Source organism: Nitratireductor sp. WH36-1, from assembly GCF_058725515.1.
Genome location: NZ_JBZXDP010000002.1, coordinates 211264 through 230477, shown reverse-complemented (window position 1 = coordinate 230477; position 19214 = coordinate 211264). Strand labels below are relative to the sequence as shown.

Here is a 19214-nt window from a genome sequence, read left to right as displayed (position 1 = left end):
GCGCAACGGATCGGCCCGGAAAACAGGCCCGCAGGGCATGGGGGAGAACCCCATGCCCGTTGCGGTTCGCAATCTCACAAAGCACTGGCCGGGCGCGGAGCGTCCGGTTTTCTCCAGTCTCGACATCGACTGCCCGGCAGGCGGCATCACGATCATCGTCGGCCCTTCGGGCTGCGGGAAGACAACGCTGCTGCGTTGCCTGAGCGGGCTTGAAACGCCCACATCGGGCAGCATTCTGTTCGGTAAGCAGGATGTCACGCAGGTGGATTCCCAGCATCGCGGCGTGGCCATGGTGTTCCAGAACTATGCGCTCTATCCGACCAAGACGGTGTTCGAGAACATCGCTTTTCCGCTGCGCATGGCGCGGCTTGATGCGCAGAGCATTCGCACGCGGGTCAGGGCCGCAGCCGCATTGACCCGCATGGAGCCATATCTTGACCGCTACCCGGCGCAGCTTTCCGGCGGCCAGCGGCAGCGTGTCGGCATTGCGCGCGCCATCGTGCGCGGCCCGGCGGTTCTGCTGATGGATGAGCCGCTGTCCAATCTGGACACCAAGCTGCGGATCGAGATGCGGGCAGAGTTGGGCGCGTTGCAGCGCCAGATCGGCTCCACCACCGTCTATGTGACCCACGACCAGACGGAAGCGCTTGCGCTTGCCGACCATTTGATCGTCATGCGCGATGGCCGCATTGAGCAGCAGGGCGCGCCGGAAGACATCTTCACGAGCCCGGAAAACACCTTCGTCGCCGATTTTCTGGGCTCCATGAACCTTGTCGATGTGACGCGTTCCGAAGACAGGGTTTTCGTCACATCGGGCGCGGTGCGGCTGGACGGGTTGCCCAAGGCCCCGCTCTCGCCAATGTTCCGCCTCGGCTTCCGCGCCGAAGACGTGCAATTGGGACCGGTGGACGGCGAGAAGGCCACATTGCCGGTCACCGTCAGGCGTTCGGAACTGATGGGCTCGGAACGCCTCGTTCATCTGGAATGCGGCGGGCTTGCGCTGCGCGCCCGGCTGAAAGAAGTGGTGCGGCCGGACGACCGGCTCGAACTCCACATTCCGGCCGGGGCGCTTCACTACTTCGATGAGAAAGGCAAACGCGTGGCGGGTGCAGCATGAAAAACAATCACGTGATCTGGGACTGGAACGGCACTCTGCTGGACGATTTCGCCATCACCGCACAGATTACCGCCGATGCCCTTGCAGAGCTCGGGCGGCCGGGCGTGACGCCCGAAATGGTGCGGGAGCATTATCGGCGTCCGCTGTCGGAGTATTTCAGTGCGCTTCTGGGGCGGACTGCGCGTCCAGACGAGCTTCGCCATCTTGGCGACGCCTATGAGCGCAACTACGATCCGGCGATGCACGGACTTCCGCTCGCCATCGATGCGCTGGACGCGCTCTCCACACTGGCAGAACGCACCAACCAGTCGCTTCTGTCCATGGCGCCGCATGGCCAGATCGAACAGCTGATCGAGCATCACGGCCTCGGGAGCCATTTCACGCTGGTGCAGGGGTTTACGGGAACCGGACACCCGACCAAGCGGGAGAGCCTCGAACGTCATTGCGAGACGCTTGATGTGAACCCGCGAGCGTGCTGGCTGATCGGCGACACGGTTGACGACTTCGCGGCGGCTGCGCCGCTTGGCGTCAGGACCGCGCTGGTGACGACCGGCATGCAGGGACGGGATGCGCTGCTTGCAACGGGCGCGCCCGTTTTCGACAATCTGGCGGACGCCGCCGGACATATTCTGAATGCCTGAAAAGAGAACGAGTTTCATGCCGCATAGCAAACTGATCGCTGACCTCGAAGCCGCCTTCGAGGCGCATGACGACAGCAGCGACAACAGCCACGACATCAACCATGCGCGCCGCGTGATGCGTTCCGCACTTGAGATCGCTGCGGGGGAAGGCGGCGGCAATCAGCGCGTGATCATCGCCGCAGCCTATCTCCATGACTGGATCAACCTGCCGAAGAACCACCCGGATCGCGCGCGGGCCTCTGCCCTGTCCGCCGAGGCCGCACGCCCCATTCTCGAATCGCTGGGCTTTGACGAGGCTGAACGCGAGGCTGCATGTCACGCCATCGTGGCGCACAGTTTCTCGGCGGGCATTACGCCGGAAACGCTGGAAGCGAAGGCGTTGCAGGATGCGGACCGTCTCGAGGCGCTGGGGGCCATCGGGCTGGCGCGTACTTTCGCCATTTCCGGCCAACTCGGCTCCAGCCTGTTCGACGGAGAAGACCCCTTTGCCGTCAATCGCCCGCTCGATGACAAGCGCTACTCGGTGGATCATTTCGAGGTGAAGCTGCTGCGTCTTCCGGAGACGATGCAGACCTCCATGGGGCGACAGCTCGCGGATCGGCGCGCCGATGTGCTGCGTCGTTTTCTGGCGGATTTGGCCGAGGAACTCGGCGCTGCCCTTCCTCAGGGCGCAAGGGGCTAGTCTGCGTTCGTGCGGCCGGAAGGCCGCAATCCGGGGCGTCGCGGCGTTCTGCGGCGCTCAAAACATGTTCATCCACTTCCAAATGCTCAGAGTGTGGAAATCCAACACGCATGGGTTGAAATTCAAATTCGCCTTGTCGGATGGCGGATAAGCGAATATTTCTCCAGTCGAGTTCGCTTCGATACTGCTTTTCCGGGGCAGGTCTACTGAATTCTCTTTCTCGATGAGGGGCGATGCCGCGCCAGCGTGCGTGGGGTCTTTCATCGTCAATGCTTTGAGTAAAACGGCGACGCGGTTTTTGCGTCGGGGGAAATGAAAAGGGATGAATTTTTGAGTACGGTTGACGAAAAACTTGAGCCTATTCTTGCAGACGTATTACGCCGTAGCGCAGGAGAAACGGAATTTCACCAGGCAGTGGTGGAAGTTCTCCAGAGCATTGGTCGGGTGATCGCGAAACACCCGGAATATGCCGACAACGCGCTGATCGAGCGCATCTGTGAACCGGAACGCCAGATCATTTTCCGCGTTCCATGGGTCGATGATGCCGGCAACGTGCAGATCTCCCGCGGCTTCCGGGTTCAGTTCAACTCCGCACTCGGCCCCTACAAGGGCGGTATCCGCTTTCATCCCACCGTCAATCTCGGCATCGTCAAGTTTCTTGGCTTCGAGCAGATCTTCAAGAACGCACTGACCGGTCTTCCGATCGGCGGCGGCAAGGGCGGTTCGGACTTCAATCCGCGCGGTCGTTCGGATGCGGAAGTGATGCGCTTCTGCCAGTCCTTCATGACCGAGCTGCACCGTCATATCGGCGAGTACACCGACGTGCCGGCCGGCGACATCGGTGTCGGCGGTCGCGAGATCGGCTATCTGTTCGGCCAGTACAAGCGGCTCACCAACCGCTATGAGGCCGGCGTTCTGACCGGCAAGGCGCTTTCCTATGGCGGCTCGCAGGCGCGCAAGGAAGCGACCGGTTACGGCGCGGCCTATTTCGTCGACCGCATGCTGCGCACCCGCAAGATGGATTTCGAGGGCAAGCGCGTCAGCGTTTCCGGCTCGGGCAATGTGGCCACCTACGCGATGGAAAAAATCATCGAGTTCGGCGGCGTCATCGTATCTTGCTCGGATTCAGGCGGCTACATCGTCGATGAAAACGGCATCGACCTCGATCTGGTCAAGGAGATCAAGCAGAAGCGTCGCGGCCGTATCTCGGAATATGTGAAGCTCAAGGGCGCCGGTGCGCACTTTGTCGAGAAGGGCTCCATCTGGGATGTGCCCTGCGATGTCGCCATGCCTTCGGCCACGCAGAACGAGCTGACCGGCAAGGACGCACAGACACTGGTGAAGAACGGCCTCATCGCCGTTGGCGAAGGCGCAAATATGCCGTCGACGCCGGAGGCCGTGCGCGTGTTCCAGGAAGCCGGCATCCTGTTCGCGCCGGGCAAGGCGGCCAATGCAGGCGGCGTCGCCACCTCGGCGCTGGAAATGCAGCAGAACGCATCGCGTGCCAGCTGGACCTTCGAGCGCACGGAAGAGCGCCTGGCCGAGATCATGGCGCATATCCATGACACCTGTGCCGAAACCGCCGATGAATACGGCTCGCCCGGCGACTATGTTCTGGGCGCGAACATCGCCGGTTTTGTGCGCGTTGCAGAAGCCATGGACGCGCTTGGCGTGATCTGACGCCCTCTATCGGCATTCGAGAGAAACGAGCCCGCGCGACCTGTTTCGCGCGGGTTTTTCGTATGGGTTTCCGCTTTTTGGGGCTTAAAATCTGCAAACGGAGGAAAATCGCAGCCGGATCAAGTGCGGATTTTGCTTGAAACTGAAACCTGAATCATTATTCATGTATGTCATGGCAGAACCGAAGACGAAACGCGGCCAGATAAGGCGCGCCAAGATCCTTGCAGCAGCCGAGACGGTCATGGGCGACCAGGGCTTTTCCGCCGCGTCCATTGCCGAGATCACACGGCTGGCGGATACGGCGCTCGGCACATTCTACGTGTATTTCACCAGCAAGGAACAGGTTTTCCGCGAGCTGGTGCTGGAGATGGGGCGGATCACGCGCGCGATCGTGGGTGAGGCGATCAGCGATGCGCCCGACCGTCTGAGCGCGGAGCGGGCGGGGCTCGAAGCCTTTTTACGCTTCGTCGCCGAAAGGCCGCAGCTCTACCGGATCGTTGAGGAGGCGCGGTTCGTCGATCCGGAGGCCTATCGGGATTATTTCTGGCATTTCGGGCAGGCCTACACGCTTGGCCTGCGCGAGGCGCAGAAGCGCGGCGAGATTTCTGCGGGCGATCCGGAGGTGCGGGCCTATGCGCTGATGGGCATCTCCAAGGCGCTCGGAGACCGTTACGTGCTGTGGGAGGAGACACCCGACATCGAGCGGGTGGTTGAGGAGGCACATAAGATGATCTGTCACGGGCTTGCCCCATGAGTTCGCACGAACCCTCGTTCGTTCGAACTGAAATTCGCAGCGCGCCCGGCGGGTGCGACTGTTTCGTGATCACCCTGGCCGCGCCCCGCGCCAATGCGCTGGAGCCGGATTTTCTGGCCGCAATTGAGGCCGCTCAGGAAGATTTCGAGGATACCGGCCTCCGCCGCGCACTGATCTGCGGCGGACGCAATTTTTCCACTGGCGGCGATGTCGGCCGGTTTCTGGAAGCGGCCTGCGACGGGCAGGCGGTGGCCTATGCCGAGCGGGTCGTGCCGTTTTTACAGCGCTGCGTGCTGCGGATGATCGGCCAGAAGGCCATTGTCGCTCTGGCTGGCCGGGGTGCGATTACCGGCGGATCCGCCGGTTTCCTGTTTGCTTCCGACCTGGCCGTTCTGGCTCCCGATGCATTCGTGCAGCCCTATTACGGGGTAATGGGCTTTGCGCCTGATGGCGGCTGGACGGCCACGCTGCCGGAGCGGATCGGCGCGGGCGCTGCACAGGATTGGCTCCTGAACGACCGGCGGTTTGGAGCGGAGGAGCTCATGGCGCGCGGGCTCGCCTGCGCCGTCGACCCTGATCCCGAAAATGCCGCGCTCGCCCGGCTGGCCACGCTCGACATCGATATGGCGCTCGCCGGCAAGGCGCTCATCTGGGATGCCGCAAGACGGGCGCAGGTGGAGGCGCGGCTTGCAGCAGAGACCGAAGCCTTTCGCACACTGATCCCGCTTGAGGCGACACGGGCGAAGATGGCGGCATTTCTTGGCAAGGAGGCTTGAGATGTTCGAGACCGTTCCCGACATGGCCTGCAAACGGGCCGAGATTTCACCCGATGCACTGGCCTTTCGCGATGCCGGAACAGGCCGCGCGTGGACCTTTTCGGATGTGAATGCCGCAGCCGATGGCATTGCCGAGGGGCTGCGCCGGGCCGGATTGGGCGAGGGCGACCGGCTGGCGATCCTCTGTCTGAACCGGGTGGAGTTCTTCCTCACACTGTTCGCCTGCCAGAAGACAGGCATCATCCTGTGTCCGCTGAACTGGCGGCAGCCGGCACCCGAACTGGTTGAAACGCTGGAGCCGGTGAATGCAAAGGCCATCCTGCATGATGCGATGCATGCCGGTCTGGCGGCCGATGTGGCCGCGAGGGTCGGCGCGTCGTCGTTCGGTTTCGACGATGCGCTTCATGGCTGGATCGCGCAGGGTGGTCCGGCGCTGCGCGCGGCGGTGCCCGCGACGCGCCCCTGGTATCTCCTGTTCACATCGGGCACGACCGGACGGCCCAAGGCGGTGATCCAGACTGCGCGCATGGCCTGGGCGAATGCGATCAATATCGGGCAGGCCATCGGCCTTACGGCAGAGGATCGTTCGGTGAACTTCCTGCCGCTGTTCCACACGGCCGGGATCAATCTCTACACGCTGCCGGTTTTCCTGAACGGCGCGAGCTCGACTGTCCTGCCGAAATTCGATGCCGAAAGACTGCTCGCCATGCTGCGCGCGGGCGAGCTGACGCAGGTATTCGGCGTGCCGGCCATCTATCAGGCGCTGTCGCTCATGCCGGGCATCGAAGACGTCGACTGGACCGCCATTCGCTGTGGCTGCGGCGGCGCGCCGCTGCCGGAACCGCTGATCCGCTTCTTCGCCGAACGCGGGGCTTATGTGTTGAACGGTTTCGGCATGACGGAAACCGGGCCCACCGTGTTCCTGATGGATGCCGCCCGCGCTGCCGAGAAGATCGGTTCGGTCGGGCGGGCGCAGATGATGACGGATGTGCGCCTTGCGGGCGTCCCCGATGGCGCGCCCGGCTCCGGCGAGATCCAGCTGCGCGGCCCCAACATCACGCCGGGCTATTTCGAGAACCCGGAAGCGACGGAAAAGACCTTCACGCCCGATGGCTGGCTGCATACCGGCGATGTGGGGCGGCGCGACGCGGATGGCTATTACTTCATTGTTGACCGGATCAAGGACATGTTCGTCTCCGGTGGCGAAAACGTCTATCCGGCCGAGGTCGAGCGCGCGCTCAACGCGCATCCCGCCGTGCTGGAGGTGGCCGTTGTGGGCTGCGCGGACGAAAAATGGGGTGAGGTGGGCGTCGCCTTTTTGGTTCTGCGCCCCGACGCCGAGCTTGATGTCGAGACGCTGCGGCCGTGGTGCCGCGAAAGGCTCGCCGGCTACAAGGTGCCGGTGCGCTTCTGCGTGCTGGAGGATTTTCCACGCACTGCCGCCGGCAAGGTGCGCAAACCCGATCTCAGAGAGTTTTTGACCGATGCTTGATCTGTCCGCCCGCTGGTTGCCCAGCCAGGAGGAGTTCGACGCCTTTGCTGCGGTGTCGGGTGACGACAACGCGATCCATGTGGACCCCGAATTCTCGGCCCGCACCAGCTTTGGCCGCACCGTCAGCCATGGCATGCTGATCTATTCCAAGCTCTGGGGGCTGTTGCAGAAGGCTGAGCCCGGCGCACGCCAGGTCAGCCAGACAATGATGTTTCCCAACCCCGCCTTTGCCGGTGAGGAGGTTGCGCTGACGGTTCGTGAAACCGCGCCGGGAACGCTTGAAATGAAGGCGGTGCGGGTTGCAGACGCCGCAGAACTGCTTGTCGGGGAGGCAAGGATCGCATGATGGAGACCGGACAGAGCGCCACCGTGCGCCGCACCTATTCCGCTGCCGATCTTTCGGCCTATGCAGCGCTTTCCGGCGCGGCCCCGGAAAGCCAGGTGCCAGAACCGTTGATCGCGGCGCTGTTTTCCTATCTTCTGGGCGTAAAGCTTCCGGGCTCGGGCACCAACTATCTCAAGCAGGAACTGGCTTTCAAGGCACCGGCGCCGCTCGACACCGAACTGACGGCGACAGTCGAGATCACCCGTCTTCGGCCGGAAAAGCATCTGGTCGATCTATGGGCGCGCTGCACCGCACCTGATGGCACGGTGATCTGCGAGGGCCGTTCGCTGGTCAAGGCAAAGGATGTCGGGGCCTGACGGTTCAGGCGTTGAGGCCTGCGGCGAAATCGATAATCGCCTGCGCGAAGGCCTCTTCTTCTTCCAGATGCGGCGAGTGGCCCGAGGCTGCGAAGACATGGCGCTTCGCGTTCGGGGCCGTCTGCGCAATCCAGTCGGAGGCCGAGGCCGGGTAGACCCGGCTTTTTGCGCCTGAGCAGACGAGCCATGGCAGGTTCAAATCGGGCGCCAGTGCGCGCGCATCCATGGCCACGAGATCATCCCACATGGTGCGCATCTTCTCCGGATCCTGACTAAGGATCACGCTGCGCGCGTCTTCACGCGAAAAGCCGGGTGCGCCTTCGGGTGTGGCAAACATGGTGGCGGCGATGCCGTGCGTTGCGCCATCCCAGTCGGTGCGGAAGCGCCGGGTCGACTGCGCCACGCTCTCAGCCGTCTGCCCTTTCAGGCCGTGTGGCCAGTCCGCAGCCGGCACGATGTGTGTGCTCATGTCGACGGTGACCAGCCCGCCGATCCCGGCGCTGCCATGGCGCGCGAGATAGCGCCAGGCGGCGGCTGCCCCCATCGACCAGCCCACCACCAGCGGTTTCCTGTCCGGCAGGGCGTTGAGCGCCTCGCCGATCATGTCCGCGCAGGCATCGAGCGTCGGCGGCAGGTGGGCGGCTCCGGCATGGCCCGGCATGTCGGGCGCATGGCAGTCGAAATCCGGGCCGATGCGGGCGATTAGCCGGTCGAACACGGCTCCGCGCATCGTCCAGCCATGCAGGAACAGGATGGAGCGCGTCACGTTCAGCGTCCGGCCCGCAGCCTGCCGACAATGCCGGTGGGGAAGAAGTAGACGCTGAGAATGAAGAGGATGCCGAGCCACAGAAGCCAGCGGTCGGGGTCCAGCAGCTGCGGCAGGAGCGGCACGCCGCCCGTTGCCTCAGAGGCCGCGCCCATCAGCGTCTGCAGATAGTTTTGCGCCAGCACGAAGATGGTCGCCCCGATGACCGCACCATACATGGTGCCCATACCGCCGATCACCACCATCAGGAGAATGTCGAGCATGATCTCGAAGGAGAGCGTCGTGTCGGGGCCGACATAGCGCAGCCAGATCGCAAACAGGCTGCCGGCCACGGCTGCCGTCGCGGCGGAAAGGCATGTGGCGATGGTGCGGTACCAGACCACATTATAGCCGATGGATTCTGCGCGGAAATCATTCTCGCGAATTGCCTTGAGCACGCGCCCGAAGGGCGAGTTGACGACCCGCAGCATCAGGAGGAAGAGCCCCAGAGACGCGAAGAAGACGAGATAGTAGTTGAGCACCTTGCCATTGATACGCACGCCGAACAGTTCGCCCAGCCGGAAGGCCGGTGTCAGTTCGCGCGGGATCATGTAGTTCAGGCCGTCTTCGCCGCCGGTCACACCGGACATCTGCGACACCAGAACCGCCACAGCCGAGGCAACGGCGAGCGTGATCATGGCGAAGAAGATCGCCCGAACCCGCAGCGAGAACATGGCGATCACAAGCGCCAGAAGGGCGGCCGCCAGGGCTCCGAGAACGGTACCGGTCAGGAGCGCGTCATAGCCGCGCCCCATGTGGATGGAGGCGAGCGCCACGCCGTAAGCGCCAAGCCCGAAGAACATCGTATGAGCAAAGCTCACAATGCCGGTATAGCCCAGAAGCAGGTCGTAGCTCGCCACCAGCACGATGAAGATGCAGATGCGCGCCGCCGTTTCCAGAGACCGCACGCCGGGAAACAGGAACGGGGCAAGCGCCAGCGCGACGAGGATCGCCAGAAGGATCAGGGTCAGCGCCAGCGAGCGGGGTTTGTCACCGGAGAGAAGCTTGACGAGCATCTTATTTGGCCTTCACGACGGGCAGCATGCCTTGCGGCCGCCACATGAGGATTGCGGTCATCAGCGCGATGTTCGACACCAGCGCCAGCTTGGGCTCGAGGAAGGCGACATAGTTCTGCAGGAGGCCCACCAGAAGCGCGCCGATGAAAGCGCCTTCCACCGAGCCCAGCCCGCCGATGATCACCACGATGAAGACAAGGATCATCAGTTCTTCGCCCATACTGGCGGTGATGACTTCCTGATAGAGGCCCCACATCACGCCGCCGAGACCGGCAAGCGCCGAACCGGCGATGAAAACGCCGATGAAGACGCGGCTCAGGCGATAGCCCAGCGCCTCGACCATCTCGCCATTCTCGACGCCGGCGCGCACGATCAGGCCGATCTTGGTGCGGCGGAACACGAGCCGCATGGCGACGAAGAGGCCAAGCCCCACGGCCACGGCCAGGATGCGGTATTTCTCGAGCGCGGCGCCCCAGAAGGTGAACGCGCCCTTCAGCGTTTCGGGACGGGAGAAGAAGATTTCTTCCGGTCCCCAGACAACGGCGATGAGCTGTTCGATCACGATCAACCCGCCGACGGTGACGAGAATCTGCTTGAGATGCGCGCCATAGACGGGGCGCACGATCACCTTTTCGAAGGCCCAGCCAAGACCGCCGGTCACGATCATGGCGGCGATCACGGCCAGAAGCACGACCAGAAGGTTGAGCAGGAGCGAAGGCGCGCCGGCCCAGCCGCCAAGCGCCAGAAGCACGGAAATGCCGACGAAAGCGCCGACCGAGATGAACGCGCCATGGCCGAAATTGATGACATCCATCAGGCCGAACACGAGCGTCAGGCCCGAAGCGATGATGAAGATCATCATGCCCATGGCGAGGCCCGATACGGTGAGCGTCAGCCAGCTCGACGGATTGCCTATGGCGGCAAGCCCGACCAGAACCAGAACGGGCACCAGAAGAAGCGGTGTGGCTTTCGCCAGCCGTTCCGACAGCGGAATGTCGGCGAAGGTGGGTTTGTGGGTCGGTGCAATGGTCATGTGCGGGCCTCGCTGGATCGAAGCGGTTTCTTCGCGGCGCAGGACGGCTGTTTGAGCCCCTGCCGCGAACGGGAGGGCAGTTGCGAGAGAACGGTCTTCATTGCATTTCCATGCTCAGGCCCATCAGACGTTCCTGAAGGGTCGCGTCGTTGGCCAGTTCCGCCATGCTGCCGGTCCACACGATGCGGCCGTCATCCATCACCGCTGCGTGGTCGCCCAGCGCCTTTGCGACGGCGAAATTCTGTTCCACCATCAGGATCGAGGCGCCCTGCGCCTTCAGTTCACGCAGCGCCCCGACCATGGTTGAAATGATAGCGGGGGCGAGGCCCTTGGTGGGCTCATCGATGAGATAGAGCGTGCGGCGTTCCGCCATGGCGCGGGCGATCGACAGCATCTGTTTCTGGCCGCCGGAGAGATTGCCCGCCGCCGCGTTCCAGAAGGTGCGCAGCGGCGGAAAGACGGAGAACAGCCAGTCGCGCCGGGCCGCATCGAGCGGGCCGCTGATGGCGGCGAGGATCATGTTTTCCTCCACCGTCAGGTCGGCGAAGATGCCCATGTCTTCCGGCACGAAGCCGATGCCCGCGCGGGCGCGGTCGGGCACCGGCAGGCGGGTGATGTCGTTTCCGTCGAAAGTGATGGAGCCGGCCCGCGCCTGCCAGTGGCCGATGATGGTGCGCAGCGTGGTCGTCTTGCCCACGCCGTTGCGCCCCAGAAGCATCGTCACCGAGCCGCGCGGCACGTCCAGATCGACCTTCTTCAGGATGTGATACTGGGCGATGTCGGTTTCCACGCCCTTCAGTTTCAGCACGGGCTCAGACATCTTCCAGCTCCCTGCCCATATAGGCTTCCTGCACGATGTCCGAGGCCATCACCTCTGCGGGCGGGCCGTCGGCCACCAGCGCGCCGTTGTGCAGCACGATGATCCGGTCGGCGAGGGTGCGGATCACGTCCATCTTGTGCTCCACCAGCAGAATGGTGCGGTTGGTTTCGGCTTTCAGTTCGGCGATGAGATCGAGCACCACGGGCGCTTCGTCCACACTCATGCCGGCGGTGGGTTCATCGAACATGTAGACCATCGGGTCGAGCGCGATCAGCAGCGCAACTTCCAGTTTGCGCTGGTTGCCGTGGCTGAGTTCGGCGGCGGTCTGGTCCTTCCACGGGTCCAGCCGCACCCGTTCGAGGATCGCCATCGCGGCCATGGTGATTTCGCTGTGGCTGTCGGCCATCGAAAAGAGGCTGAAGCCCTTGTTCTGCTTTGCCTGTATCACCAGGCGCACATTTTCCAGAACCGAGAGATCGGGAAACAGGTTGGTGAGCTGGAACGCCCGGCCAATGCCCTTCTTGCAGCGCTCGGCGATGCCGGCGCGGGTGATGTCCTCGCCCATCAGCCGGACCCGACCGGCCGTGGCCGTGATCTGACCCGAAATCAGGTTGAAATAGGTCGTCTTGCCGGCCCCGTTCGGCCCCACAATGGCGGTGAGCTCTCCGGCATGGAAGCTGCATGTCACGGCGTCCACCGCGACATGGCCGCCAAAGCGCACGGCAAGCCCGTCGGTTTCCAGAAGTGGCTGGGTCATCAGGAAGGTCGCTCTTGGTCGAGAAAGGTGACGGGACGGTCTTTCGCCGCCCCGTCCGGATTCAGCGCATCAGTTGCGGACAGGGATGTTCATGTCCTCGATGCCGATCTCGCGAACGAGAACCGGAACGCCGTAGTCCTTGTCTTCCTGAACCTCGGTGCGGAAGTGATACATGGTCTGCAGCGCCTGATGGTCTTCAGGGCGGAAGCGCATCGTGCCTTTCGGCGTCTCCCACTCCATGCCTTCCATGGCGGTGATCAGCGCTTCTGTGTCCTCGGCGCCACCGGCCTTGCGAATGGCCTCTACGATGGCCATGCCGGCGGACATGCCGCCTGCGGTGAAGAAGTCCGGCGGCGTGCCGTGGCGCTCGAAATGGGTCTTCACGAGCCACTCGTTCACCGGGTTCTGCGGGATCTCGTAATAGTAATAGGTCGCGCCCTCCATGCCGGGCAGTTCCTTGTGGGCGGTCAGCGCGGCGAGGATGTTGCCGCCGGTCGCGATCTCGATGCCGAAACGCGACGGGTCCATGGCGTTGATCTTGCCCATCGGGTTGCCGCCGCCAGCCCAGATGATGAAGAGCTTTTTCTCACCCTCGATGTCACCCATGGCCTGGAAGATGCGCTCGGCCGCAGCGGTGAAGTCGGTGGTGTCGGTGGGCACATATTCCTCATGCGCCACGGTTGCGCCGGTGGCTTCCAGCGCTTCCTTGAACGCCGCCACGCCATCGCGTCCGAAGGCGTAGTCCTGCGCCAACGTCGCCACGGTCACGCCTTCACCGCCAAGGGCGACGGCGTTGGAGATGGCGTCCTGCGAGGAGTTGCGCCCGGTGCGGAAGATGTAGCGGTTCCAGTTTTCGCCGGTGATCGAATCCGCCACGGCGGGCTCGACGATCAGCAGCCGCTCATATTCCTGCGCCACCGGCAGCATGGCCAGCGCGACGCCGGACGAGACGGGGCCGACCGCGATATGCGCGTCATCGTCGCCATAGGCCTCGGCCAGAAGCGCCTTGCCGATATCGGGCTTGAGCTGGGTGTCCTTCTCGATGACGACGATTGGCTCGCCGTCGATCTCCATCGTGCCGTCGGTGGCGTATTCGAGGCCCAGCATGAGGCCGTCATGGGATTGCTTGGCATAGGCCTCGAGCGGCCCGGTCTTGCCATAGACATGCGCGATGCGGATTTCCGCCGCCAATGGCGTCGCCGCCAGCGAAGCGGCCAGAGCCAGAGCGATTGTCCGGTACATGAGAATGATCCTCCCGATTTTCTCGTCTGGCAAATATGAAACCTGAATCAATATTCATGTCAAGCGCGAGTTCTGTCACAAACGCACATCGGCAATGGTGCGCCGGGAGGGTGGAGGAACATGGAGATCACACCATTTTCGATGTGCTGCTTGCATTGCCCGTTACGGGTGATGCCGGACGTTCTACTGCGCTAAAGCTGCGGGTGACCCTGAATGCGTCAAATCTCGATTGCCATCGACATCCCCCCGTCTGGGGGGATTGAAAAATGGAATCTGGCTTTCAGACCATTCCGATCCTTCATCAATGGTTTGGGGCACCTTCACTCCGGCTCGGCGGTTGAAGCGGATTTCTCTTTTGATTTCTTAGTGCTGCCATTGCGTTCGCCGAGGTGATCCTTTGCCGGCGTAAAGCTGATGATGCGGTCATCGATGGAAGGCGTGTTGGCCGCGTCGCTTGCGAAAACCATTGCGCCGGAGGGCTTTACCCACAGGAGAACGATTGCGTCTTCCGGGCGGCTTTCCAGATAGGCGTTGTAGTCGAAGGCCTCGGTCAGCCGGGTCGCCTGGAACGTCCAGCCCTGCCAGTGCCGTTCGCGCAGTGCGCGGAACTCCAGCCCGTCTTTGGTCAACGGACGCCCGCCCAGCGTGAAGTTCAGCGACATGCGTTTCGGCTGATCTCCGCCGCGTCCGAGCTGAAACACGTGAGAACGGCCGAGTTCCGGCGCAAAATCGGTGCAAACGAGAGAATTGTAGGCATCGTTGTCGGTGACGGCGATGAGGTTCGAGAACCGCTTGGGATCGATCGTGTGATGAGCCTCTTCCGACAATATGTCTCCGAAGAATACGGGAATGTCGGCAAGCCGCGCCTCGGCGATGTGGTTCCAGTTCGGGTCGGCGATCATCACCGGCACTTCAACGCTTTTGAGCTTCTTGGCGAGATCGATTGCCCAGCGCGGACCGCCAACGATGAGAAGGCCGGGCTTCTCCGAACTCTTGAGCTTTAGAAGCGAGGCGAGGGGGCCGAGCGTGAAGCCGTGCAGAACGATTGTGGTGACAACCACCGCAAAGGTGAAGGCGACCATGCGATCCGCATCGATGATGCCTGCTTCTTCAAGAGCTGCGCCGAACAGGCCTGAAACCGCGACGGCGACCACGCCGCGCGGCGCGATCCAGCTTGTCAGAATGCGCTCGGGCATTGTTGCGCCGGAGCCGGTGGTGGCGATCATGATGGCGAGTGGCCGCACCACGAAGAGAAGCGAGGCGACGAACAGCGCGGCGCGCCAGTCGAGGCTTCGGAAATCCTCGATGGTGAGCGAGGCGGTCAGCAGGATGAAGATGCCCGAGACCAGGAAAACGGTGATGGTTTCCTTGAAACGGCGCATCTCCGCGAGGCTCGCAATGCGGGTGTTTGCAAGCACGATGCCCATCACGGTGACGGTCAGGAGCCCGGCTTCTTCGAGCACCAGATTGGTGAGCGCATAGGCCAGAAGAACGGCGGCCAGCAATATGGGCGCTTTCAGGAATTCGGGCACATAGCCGCGCACGAACGCCCACTGGATCAGCTTGGCGGCGGCAAAACCGCCGGCGACGGCGACCACGAAGGCCGCAACCACCACATAGGCCAGGCTGCCGCCCTGATGCAGGCCGAGAAAGACGAGAATGACCTCGAAAGCCACCACAGCAAAGAGCGCGCCGATGGGGTCGTTGACGATCGCTTCCCATTTGAGCAGGGAGGCGGGCCGCGAGGCAAGCTGCGCCTGGCGCAGGAGCGGCGTGATGACGGTGGGGCCGGTGACCACGAGAATGGCGCCGAGCACTATGGCTGTCGGCCAGGTGAGGCCGCCGACATAATGAGCGGAGAGGGCGGTCATCACCCATACGATCGGTCCGGCGATCAGGATGATGCGCCGCACGGCGGTTGAGGTTTCGCTGATTTCCTTGAAGTTCAGCGTCAAACCACCCTCAAACAGGATGATTGCCACGGCGAGCGACACGAGCGGGCGATAGATTTCGCCAAAATCCATTTCCGGATTGATAAAGCCGGTGGCCGGCCCGGCGACCATGCCCGCGATCAGGAGCAGGACGATGGCCGGCAGGCGGAGCCTCCAGGCAAGCCATTGCGCGCCCATGCCCATGACGCCGATAAGCGCGATCTTCAATCCGATGTCATGCATGCAACATATCCGTTCAAACGTTTCGGCGTTTTGCAATGTGCCGCGTGGGAGCCATTGGGTTCGCGCTTCCGCGGATCATCCAGTTTTCGGGCTACAGAAGCGGGAGCCTGTTGAAAAGACCTGTGGTTGTGAAATCTGCTTGATTGTCGCGCGTGTAGCGGCAAAGCCAGTGTCCATGGACTGCAGGTATGTCACGAAAAACGGCATTCTTCGCGGACGATCAGGGGAGATGACGAATGGCTGAACGCGATTGGGCTGCGGCGGAGAATACTGCTCTTGAAAGGCTCGGAGCTTGGCCGGCGGATGGCCCGGGCGGCGTGGTGCTTGGCATTGAGAACGGATCGGTTCGGCTGGTTGCGGCGGCGGGGCATGCGGGCGTCGGAGGCGCGCCGCTTGGGACTGACAGCGTGTTTCGCTGGGCGTCTGTCACCAAGCATGTGTTTGCGGCCTGTCTTGTCGAAAGCGGTGTGTTGCCGCTCGACATGACGCTGGGCGAGGCGCTTCCGGAACTCGCGGCGGCCCCGGCATCCGTAACGGTAGCGCAGGCGCTTGCCATGCAGGGCGGCTTGCCCGACCCGCGCGAGAGCCTGACCCTTCTGGGTTTCGGATCGCATACGCGCACCGAGGCCGCGCCGCTTCACCACTGGATGGCCGGTTTTGACTGGTTGAACGCCAGGCCCGGCCATGAGGTCGCTTATTCCAATGGCGGCTACCGTCTTCTGGAAACGGCGCTGGCGCGGCGCGGTTTCGTGTTCTCCGACATGGTGGCGGATCACGCACAAAGGCTGGGCATCGGCATGCGGGCGTCCGAATACTGGACTGATCCGGCGCCGGGGCTTGTGCCCGGCCATGAACCTGCATCGCCCGGCTGGTCGGAAGGCTTTCAGGGAATGCATCTTTCTGCGGCCGGCTCGCTTTCGGGTTCGGCGCGGGATCTGGCGGTCTGGCTGTCGGACCTCATGGCGCGAGACGTTTTTGCGCAGATCGCCCGGCCTCTGCCTCTCGGTTCAGGCGAGGCGACCGGTTATGGGCTTGGCATTGCGCTGACGCAGATCGGCGCGGAGCGCGTGCCGGGTCATGGCGGGGCGCAGGCCGGCTATCGCGCGGGCTTTCTGTGCGCGCCGGAGGAGGGCATCGCGCTCGTGGCCCTGAGCAATCGCGACGATGGCGATGCGACCGGGCTTGCGGCGCGCGTGTGGGCGCGGCTGCGTGGCGTGCCGCAGGCGCAGATGCCGAAACCCGCCGGCGACTGGGCGCCGTCCGGTCTCTATGTGGCGGAAGAGGGGGACCTCTGGGCCGAAGTGAAAAAGAACGCCATCGTGGTGCGCGATGCGGAAGAAGCGCTCTTTGCAGGCGATGACGGCCAATTCGTTTCCGCAGCGCCGCATGCGCGCATGCGGCTGGCGTATACGGACGGAGCGCTGAGCGGCGATCTGTTCCATCAGCCCGTCCGGCTGTTTCCGGTGGGCGATTGCGACGAGGAACCGGAGCTGGACGGGCGCTGGATCAGTGACCACGCGATTGTGACGATCCGGGGCCGAACACTCCATTGGGGTGCAGGACCGCTTCAAACCGAAACGACCCTCAAGCCGCTTGGCAATGGACGCTGGCTGTTCAACGCGATGGGGCGTCGGATCTGCCTTCAGCGCCTTTCGTCGGATCGGTTCATCCTCTCCTTGGCAAGGGCGCGCGGCGTCGAATATCGCAGGCTCTGAGGCAAGGCCGGAAATGAAAAGACCGCTGCCTCTCTTCAGGAGAGACGCAGCGGTCGATCATGCTTTTGTGCGTTGCTTAGCCCGCGAGCAGCTCGATGTGGCGCTGTGCCTGACGAAGGGCGGAGATGAGGCGGTTTTGTCCGCGAACAAGCTGGGTTTTCGCAAAACCAAGCGTGTTTTCGTCAAAACCATCCAGATCCGCTGCTGCTGCGATGGAAGGCAGCGGCGGGATTGTCAGGGCCGGATCGTGGCTGAAGCGGTTCACGCGGGTGAAGTTGATCGGCACGAGGATGCGGGCGAGATCCTGGATCACGCTGTTGGCCGTTGCCCTGTCGATCTTGCCGGACTTGATGCCCGCATAGAAGCTGTCGAGCGTTGAAGCCAGCGCCTCGACAGCGTCCTTCGATGCCGACAGGTCAAAGCGGTCGCCGGCCTTGGCCTGATACTCGGCCACGGTCTGCGCGAATTCCTTTGCCGTGGCGCGCCAGTCAAACGGCAGGATCTCGGCATTCGCATTGCGCAGAACGGCAAGGAGATAGACCTTGATGTCGCGCAGGAGAATGTCCTTGTCGGCGATTTCCAGCGTGTCATTCTCGGTGTGCCAGGCAATGTTGCCGCCGCAGCCGCCCACCGTGTAGTACCCTTTCTCCTCACGCTGGACGTCCGGCATGGTCGATGACAGCATCAGGTAGCTGGAAATGCCGATATTGTTGAAGGAGTAATCGCCGGCGCGGTGCGGGCGCTCGCCTTCCATCGTTTTGCCGGCCACTTCGCCGATCACTTCAGCGAGGAAGTCTTCGGTTTCGCTCATCCGGCAAAGATTGATGAATTCGGTTGCCCAGCGGCAGCCCGGGCTGTCGCAGTTGACCTGCGAAACGGCATTCTGCTCGAGGTCCAGCGCGAAATTGTCGGAGAACCAGGTCGAACCGGCATAGCGTCCGGTGGAGTGGCCGGGCCACCAGCAGATGCGCACCGAGCGCTTCAGGGAACCGCGATTTTCCCAGAGCACGCGGGCGATTTCGAGCATGCTCGCATCACCGGTTGCGTTGTCGCCCACGCCCACATCCCAGCTGTCGAGATGGCCGTGCAGGAAGACGTATTTCTCCGGCTCTTCGGTGCCCTTGATGAAGACTTCCGGCAGTTTAGACGTGAACCAGCCCTCTTCCATCTCGGTGAACAGCGTGACGCTGCCGCCCTTTTCCGCGATGGCGACCAGCGCCGCGCCGTCATCCTTGTTGACCGCCGCAGCGGCGATCTTCGGCTTGCGCGGCAGGTCGTCCAGATCCGGCGTGCCCCAGATGCTGGTGCAGATGCCCCAGTGGATGTCGACACCGGGATTGATGCCGATAACGCCGATGGCGCCGATTTCCTCGAACTGGGAAACCAGGCCGGGGCTCGCAAAACCTTCGGAAATCACGATCTTGCCGCGTACGCGATCGGCGAGCTCCTGCGTGGTGTCCACCTTTTGCTCGAACATGTCGGTGATCATCGCGTTGTGATACGCGCCGACATAGACAAGTTCGCCCGTGACGCCATTGCTGGCGTCGACGCTGTATGCCGGCGGCTTGGCGCGGAACGTCTTGCCTTCAGCCTCGACGCGGGCCTGACCGGGCAGGCTGAGATAGAGGCTCGGCTCATGAACCGTGACCTCGACACCGTGCTTGCGCAGCCGTGAGACAATTTCGTCCATGCCGCGGTTCACATCGGTGGGGTGCTCGCGCTTGAAAGTCGCAAAGCTCTCGACCAGCCCCCAGGGTTCGTCAAGCGAGACGGAATCGAGAATTTGTTTTTCGAGATTGTTCATGCGC

At 63.0% G+C, this 19214-nt stretch carries 18 protein-coding genes; 10 read left to right on the top strand and 8 right to left on the bottom strand.

Going from position 1 to position 19214, the window contains the following annotated elements:
- Window positions 1–52 precede the first annotated feature (52 nt).
- The 9 genes from AC4PTT_RS20205 (at window position 53) to AC4PTT_RS20165 (ending at window position 7844) form a co-directional block, all read left to right on the top strand.
- The gene (locus AC4PTT_RS20205; RefSeq protein ID WP_492162861.1) at window positions 53–1117 is read left to right on the top strand and encodes an ABC transporter ATP-binding protein; all 1065 of its coding nucleotides are present in this window, start codon (window positions 53–55) and stop codon (window positions 1115–1117) included.
- Window positions 1114–1758 (top strand): HAD family hydrolase, encoded by a 645-nt coding sequence (locus tag AC4PTT_RS20200; protein ID WP_492162860.1) that lies wholly within the window; start codon window positions 1114–1116, stop codon window positions 1756–1758. The genes AC4PTT_RS20205 and AC4PTT_RS20200 overlap by 4 nt, the downstream gene beginning before the upstream one ends.
- A 16-nt stretch (window positions 1759–1774) precedes the next feature.
- Window positions 1775–2440 carry an HD domain-containing protein gene (locus AC4PTT_RS20195; RefSeq protein WP_420507667.1) on the top strand — a complete coding sequence of 222 codons (666 nt, stop codon included), beginning with the start codon at window positions 1775–1777 and terminating at the stop codon, window positions 2438–2440.
- Between the two features lie 312 nt (window positions 2441–2752).
- Window positions 2753–4120, top strand: a complete 1368-nt coding sequence (gdhA, locus tag AC4PTT_RS20190; RefSeq protein WP_206544963.1) for an NADP-specific glutamate dehydrogenase — start codon at window positions 2753–2755, stop codon at window positions 4118–4120.
- Window positions 4121–4283: 163 nt separating this feature from the next.
- A complete protein-coding gene (locus tag AC4PTT_RS20185) occupies window positions 4284–4874 on the top strand; it encodes a TetR/AcrR family transcriptional regulator (RefSeq protein ID WP_113156779.1) in 591 nt (196 codons plus the stop codon).
- Window positions 4871–5650 (top strand): enoyl-CoA hydratase/isomerase family protein, encoded by a 780-nt coding sequence (locus AC4PTT_RS20180; RefSeq protein ID WP_492162859.1) that lies wholly within the window; start codon window positions 4871–4873, stop codon window positions 5648–5650. Before AC4PTT_RS20185 ends, AC4PTT_RS20180 begins: the two co-directional genes overlap by 4 nt.
- Before the next feature lies 1 nt (window position 5651).
- Window positions 5652–7142, top strand: a complete 1491-nt coding sequence (locus tag AC4PTT_RS20175; RefSeq protein WP_492162858.1) for a class I adenylate-forming enzyme family protein — start codon at window positions 5652–5654, stop codon at window positions 7140–7142.
- Window positions 7135–7488, top strand: a complete 354-nt coding sequence (locus AC4PTT_RS20170) for a MaoC/PaaZ C-terminal domain-containing protein (protein WP_206544960.1) — start codon at window positions 7135–7137, stop codon at window positions 7486–7488. Before AC4PTT_RS20175 ends, AC4PTT_RS20170 begins: the two co-directional genes overlap by 8 nt.
- Entirely contained in the window at window positions 7485–7844 is a 360-nt protein-coding gene (locus tag AC4PTT_RS20165; protein WP_113156783.1) for a hotdog family protein, read from the top strand. Before AC4PTT_RS20170 ends, AC4PTT_RS20165 begins: the two co-directional genes overlap by 4 nt.
- Before the next feature lie 4 nt (window positions 7845–7848).
- Here the strand turns inward: AC4PTT_RS20165 and AC4PTT_RS20160 are convergent, their stop codons facing one another.
- From AC4PTT_RS20160 to AC4PTT_RS20130, 7 genes are all read right to left on the bottom strand, one after another.
- Complete coding sequence (locus AC4PTT_RS20160) at window positions 7849–8610, bottom strand: alpha/beta fold hydrolase (RefSeq protein WP_492162857.1); 762 nt, start codon at window positions 8608–8610, stop codon at window positions 7849–7851.
- Between the two features lie 2 nt (window positions 8611–8612).
- Window positions 8613–9665, bottom strand: a complete 1053-nt coding sequence (locus tag AC4PTT_RS20155; protein WP_206544958.1) for a branched-chain amino acid ABC transporter permease — start codon at window positions 9663–9665, stop codon at window positions 8613–8615.
- A 1-nt stretch (window position 9666) separates the two neighbouring features.
- A complete protein-coding gene (locus AC4PTT_RS20150; protein ID WP_113156786.1) occupies window positions 9667–10698 on the bottom strand; it encodes a branched-chain amino acid ABC transporter permease in 1032 nt (343 codons plus the stop codon).
- Between the two features lie 97 nt (window positions 10699–10795).
- Window positions 10796–11518 carry an ABC transporter ATP-binding protein gene (locus AC4PTT_RS20145; RefSeq protein ID WP_206544957.1) on the bottom strand — a complete coding sequence of 241 codons (723 nt, stop codon included), beginning with the start codon at window positions 11516–11518 and terminating at the stop codon, window positions 10796–10798.
- Complete coding sequence (locus AC4PTT_RS20140; RefSeq protein ID WP_113156788.1) at window positions 11511–12275, bottom strand: ABC transporter ATP-binding protein; 765 nt, start codon at window positions 12273–12275, stop codon at window positions 11511–11513. The genes AC4PTT_RS20145 and AC4PTT_RS20140 overlap by 8 nt, the downstream gene beginning before the upstream one ends.
- Before the next feature lie 69 nt (window positions 12276–12344).
- Window positions 12345–13517 carry a substrate-binding domain-containing protein gene (locus AC4PTT_RS20135; protein ID WP_206544956.1) on the bottom strand — a complete coding sequence of 391 codons (1173 nt, stop codon included), beginning with the start codon at window positions 13515–13517 and terminating at the stop codon, window positions 12345–12347.
- 320 nt (window positions 13518–13837) lie between these two features.
- Window positions 13838–15691, bottom strand: coding sequence for a cation:proton antiporter (locus AC4PTT_RS20130; protein ID WP_492162856.1), 1854 nt, complete (start codon window positions 15689–15691; stop codon window positions 13838–13840).
- 236 nt (window positions 15692–15927) lie between these two features.
- Between AC4PTT_RS20130 and AC4PTT_RS20125 the strand changes: the two genes are divergently transcribed.
- Window positions 15928–17406 carry a serine hydrolase domain-containing protein gene (locus AC4PTT_RS20125; RefSeq protein WP_492162855.1) on the top strand — a complete coding sequence of 493 codons (1479 nt, stop codon included), beginning with the start codon at window positions 15928–15930 and terminating at the stop codon, window positions 17404–17406.
- A 76-nt stretch (window positions 17407–17482) separates the two neighbouring features.
- Here the strand turns inward: AC4PTT_RS20125 and AC4PTT_RS20120 are convergent, their stop codons facing one another.
- Window positions 17483–19210, bottom strand: a complete 1728-nt coding sequence (locus tag AC4PTT_RS20120) for a M28 family peptidase (protein WP_492162854.1) — start codon at window positions 19208–19210, stop codon at window positions 17483–17485.
- Between the last annotated feature and the right edge of the window lie 4 nt (window positions 19211–19214).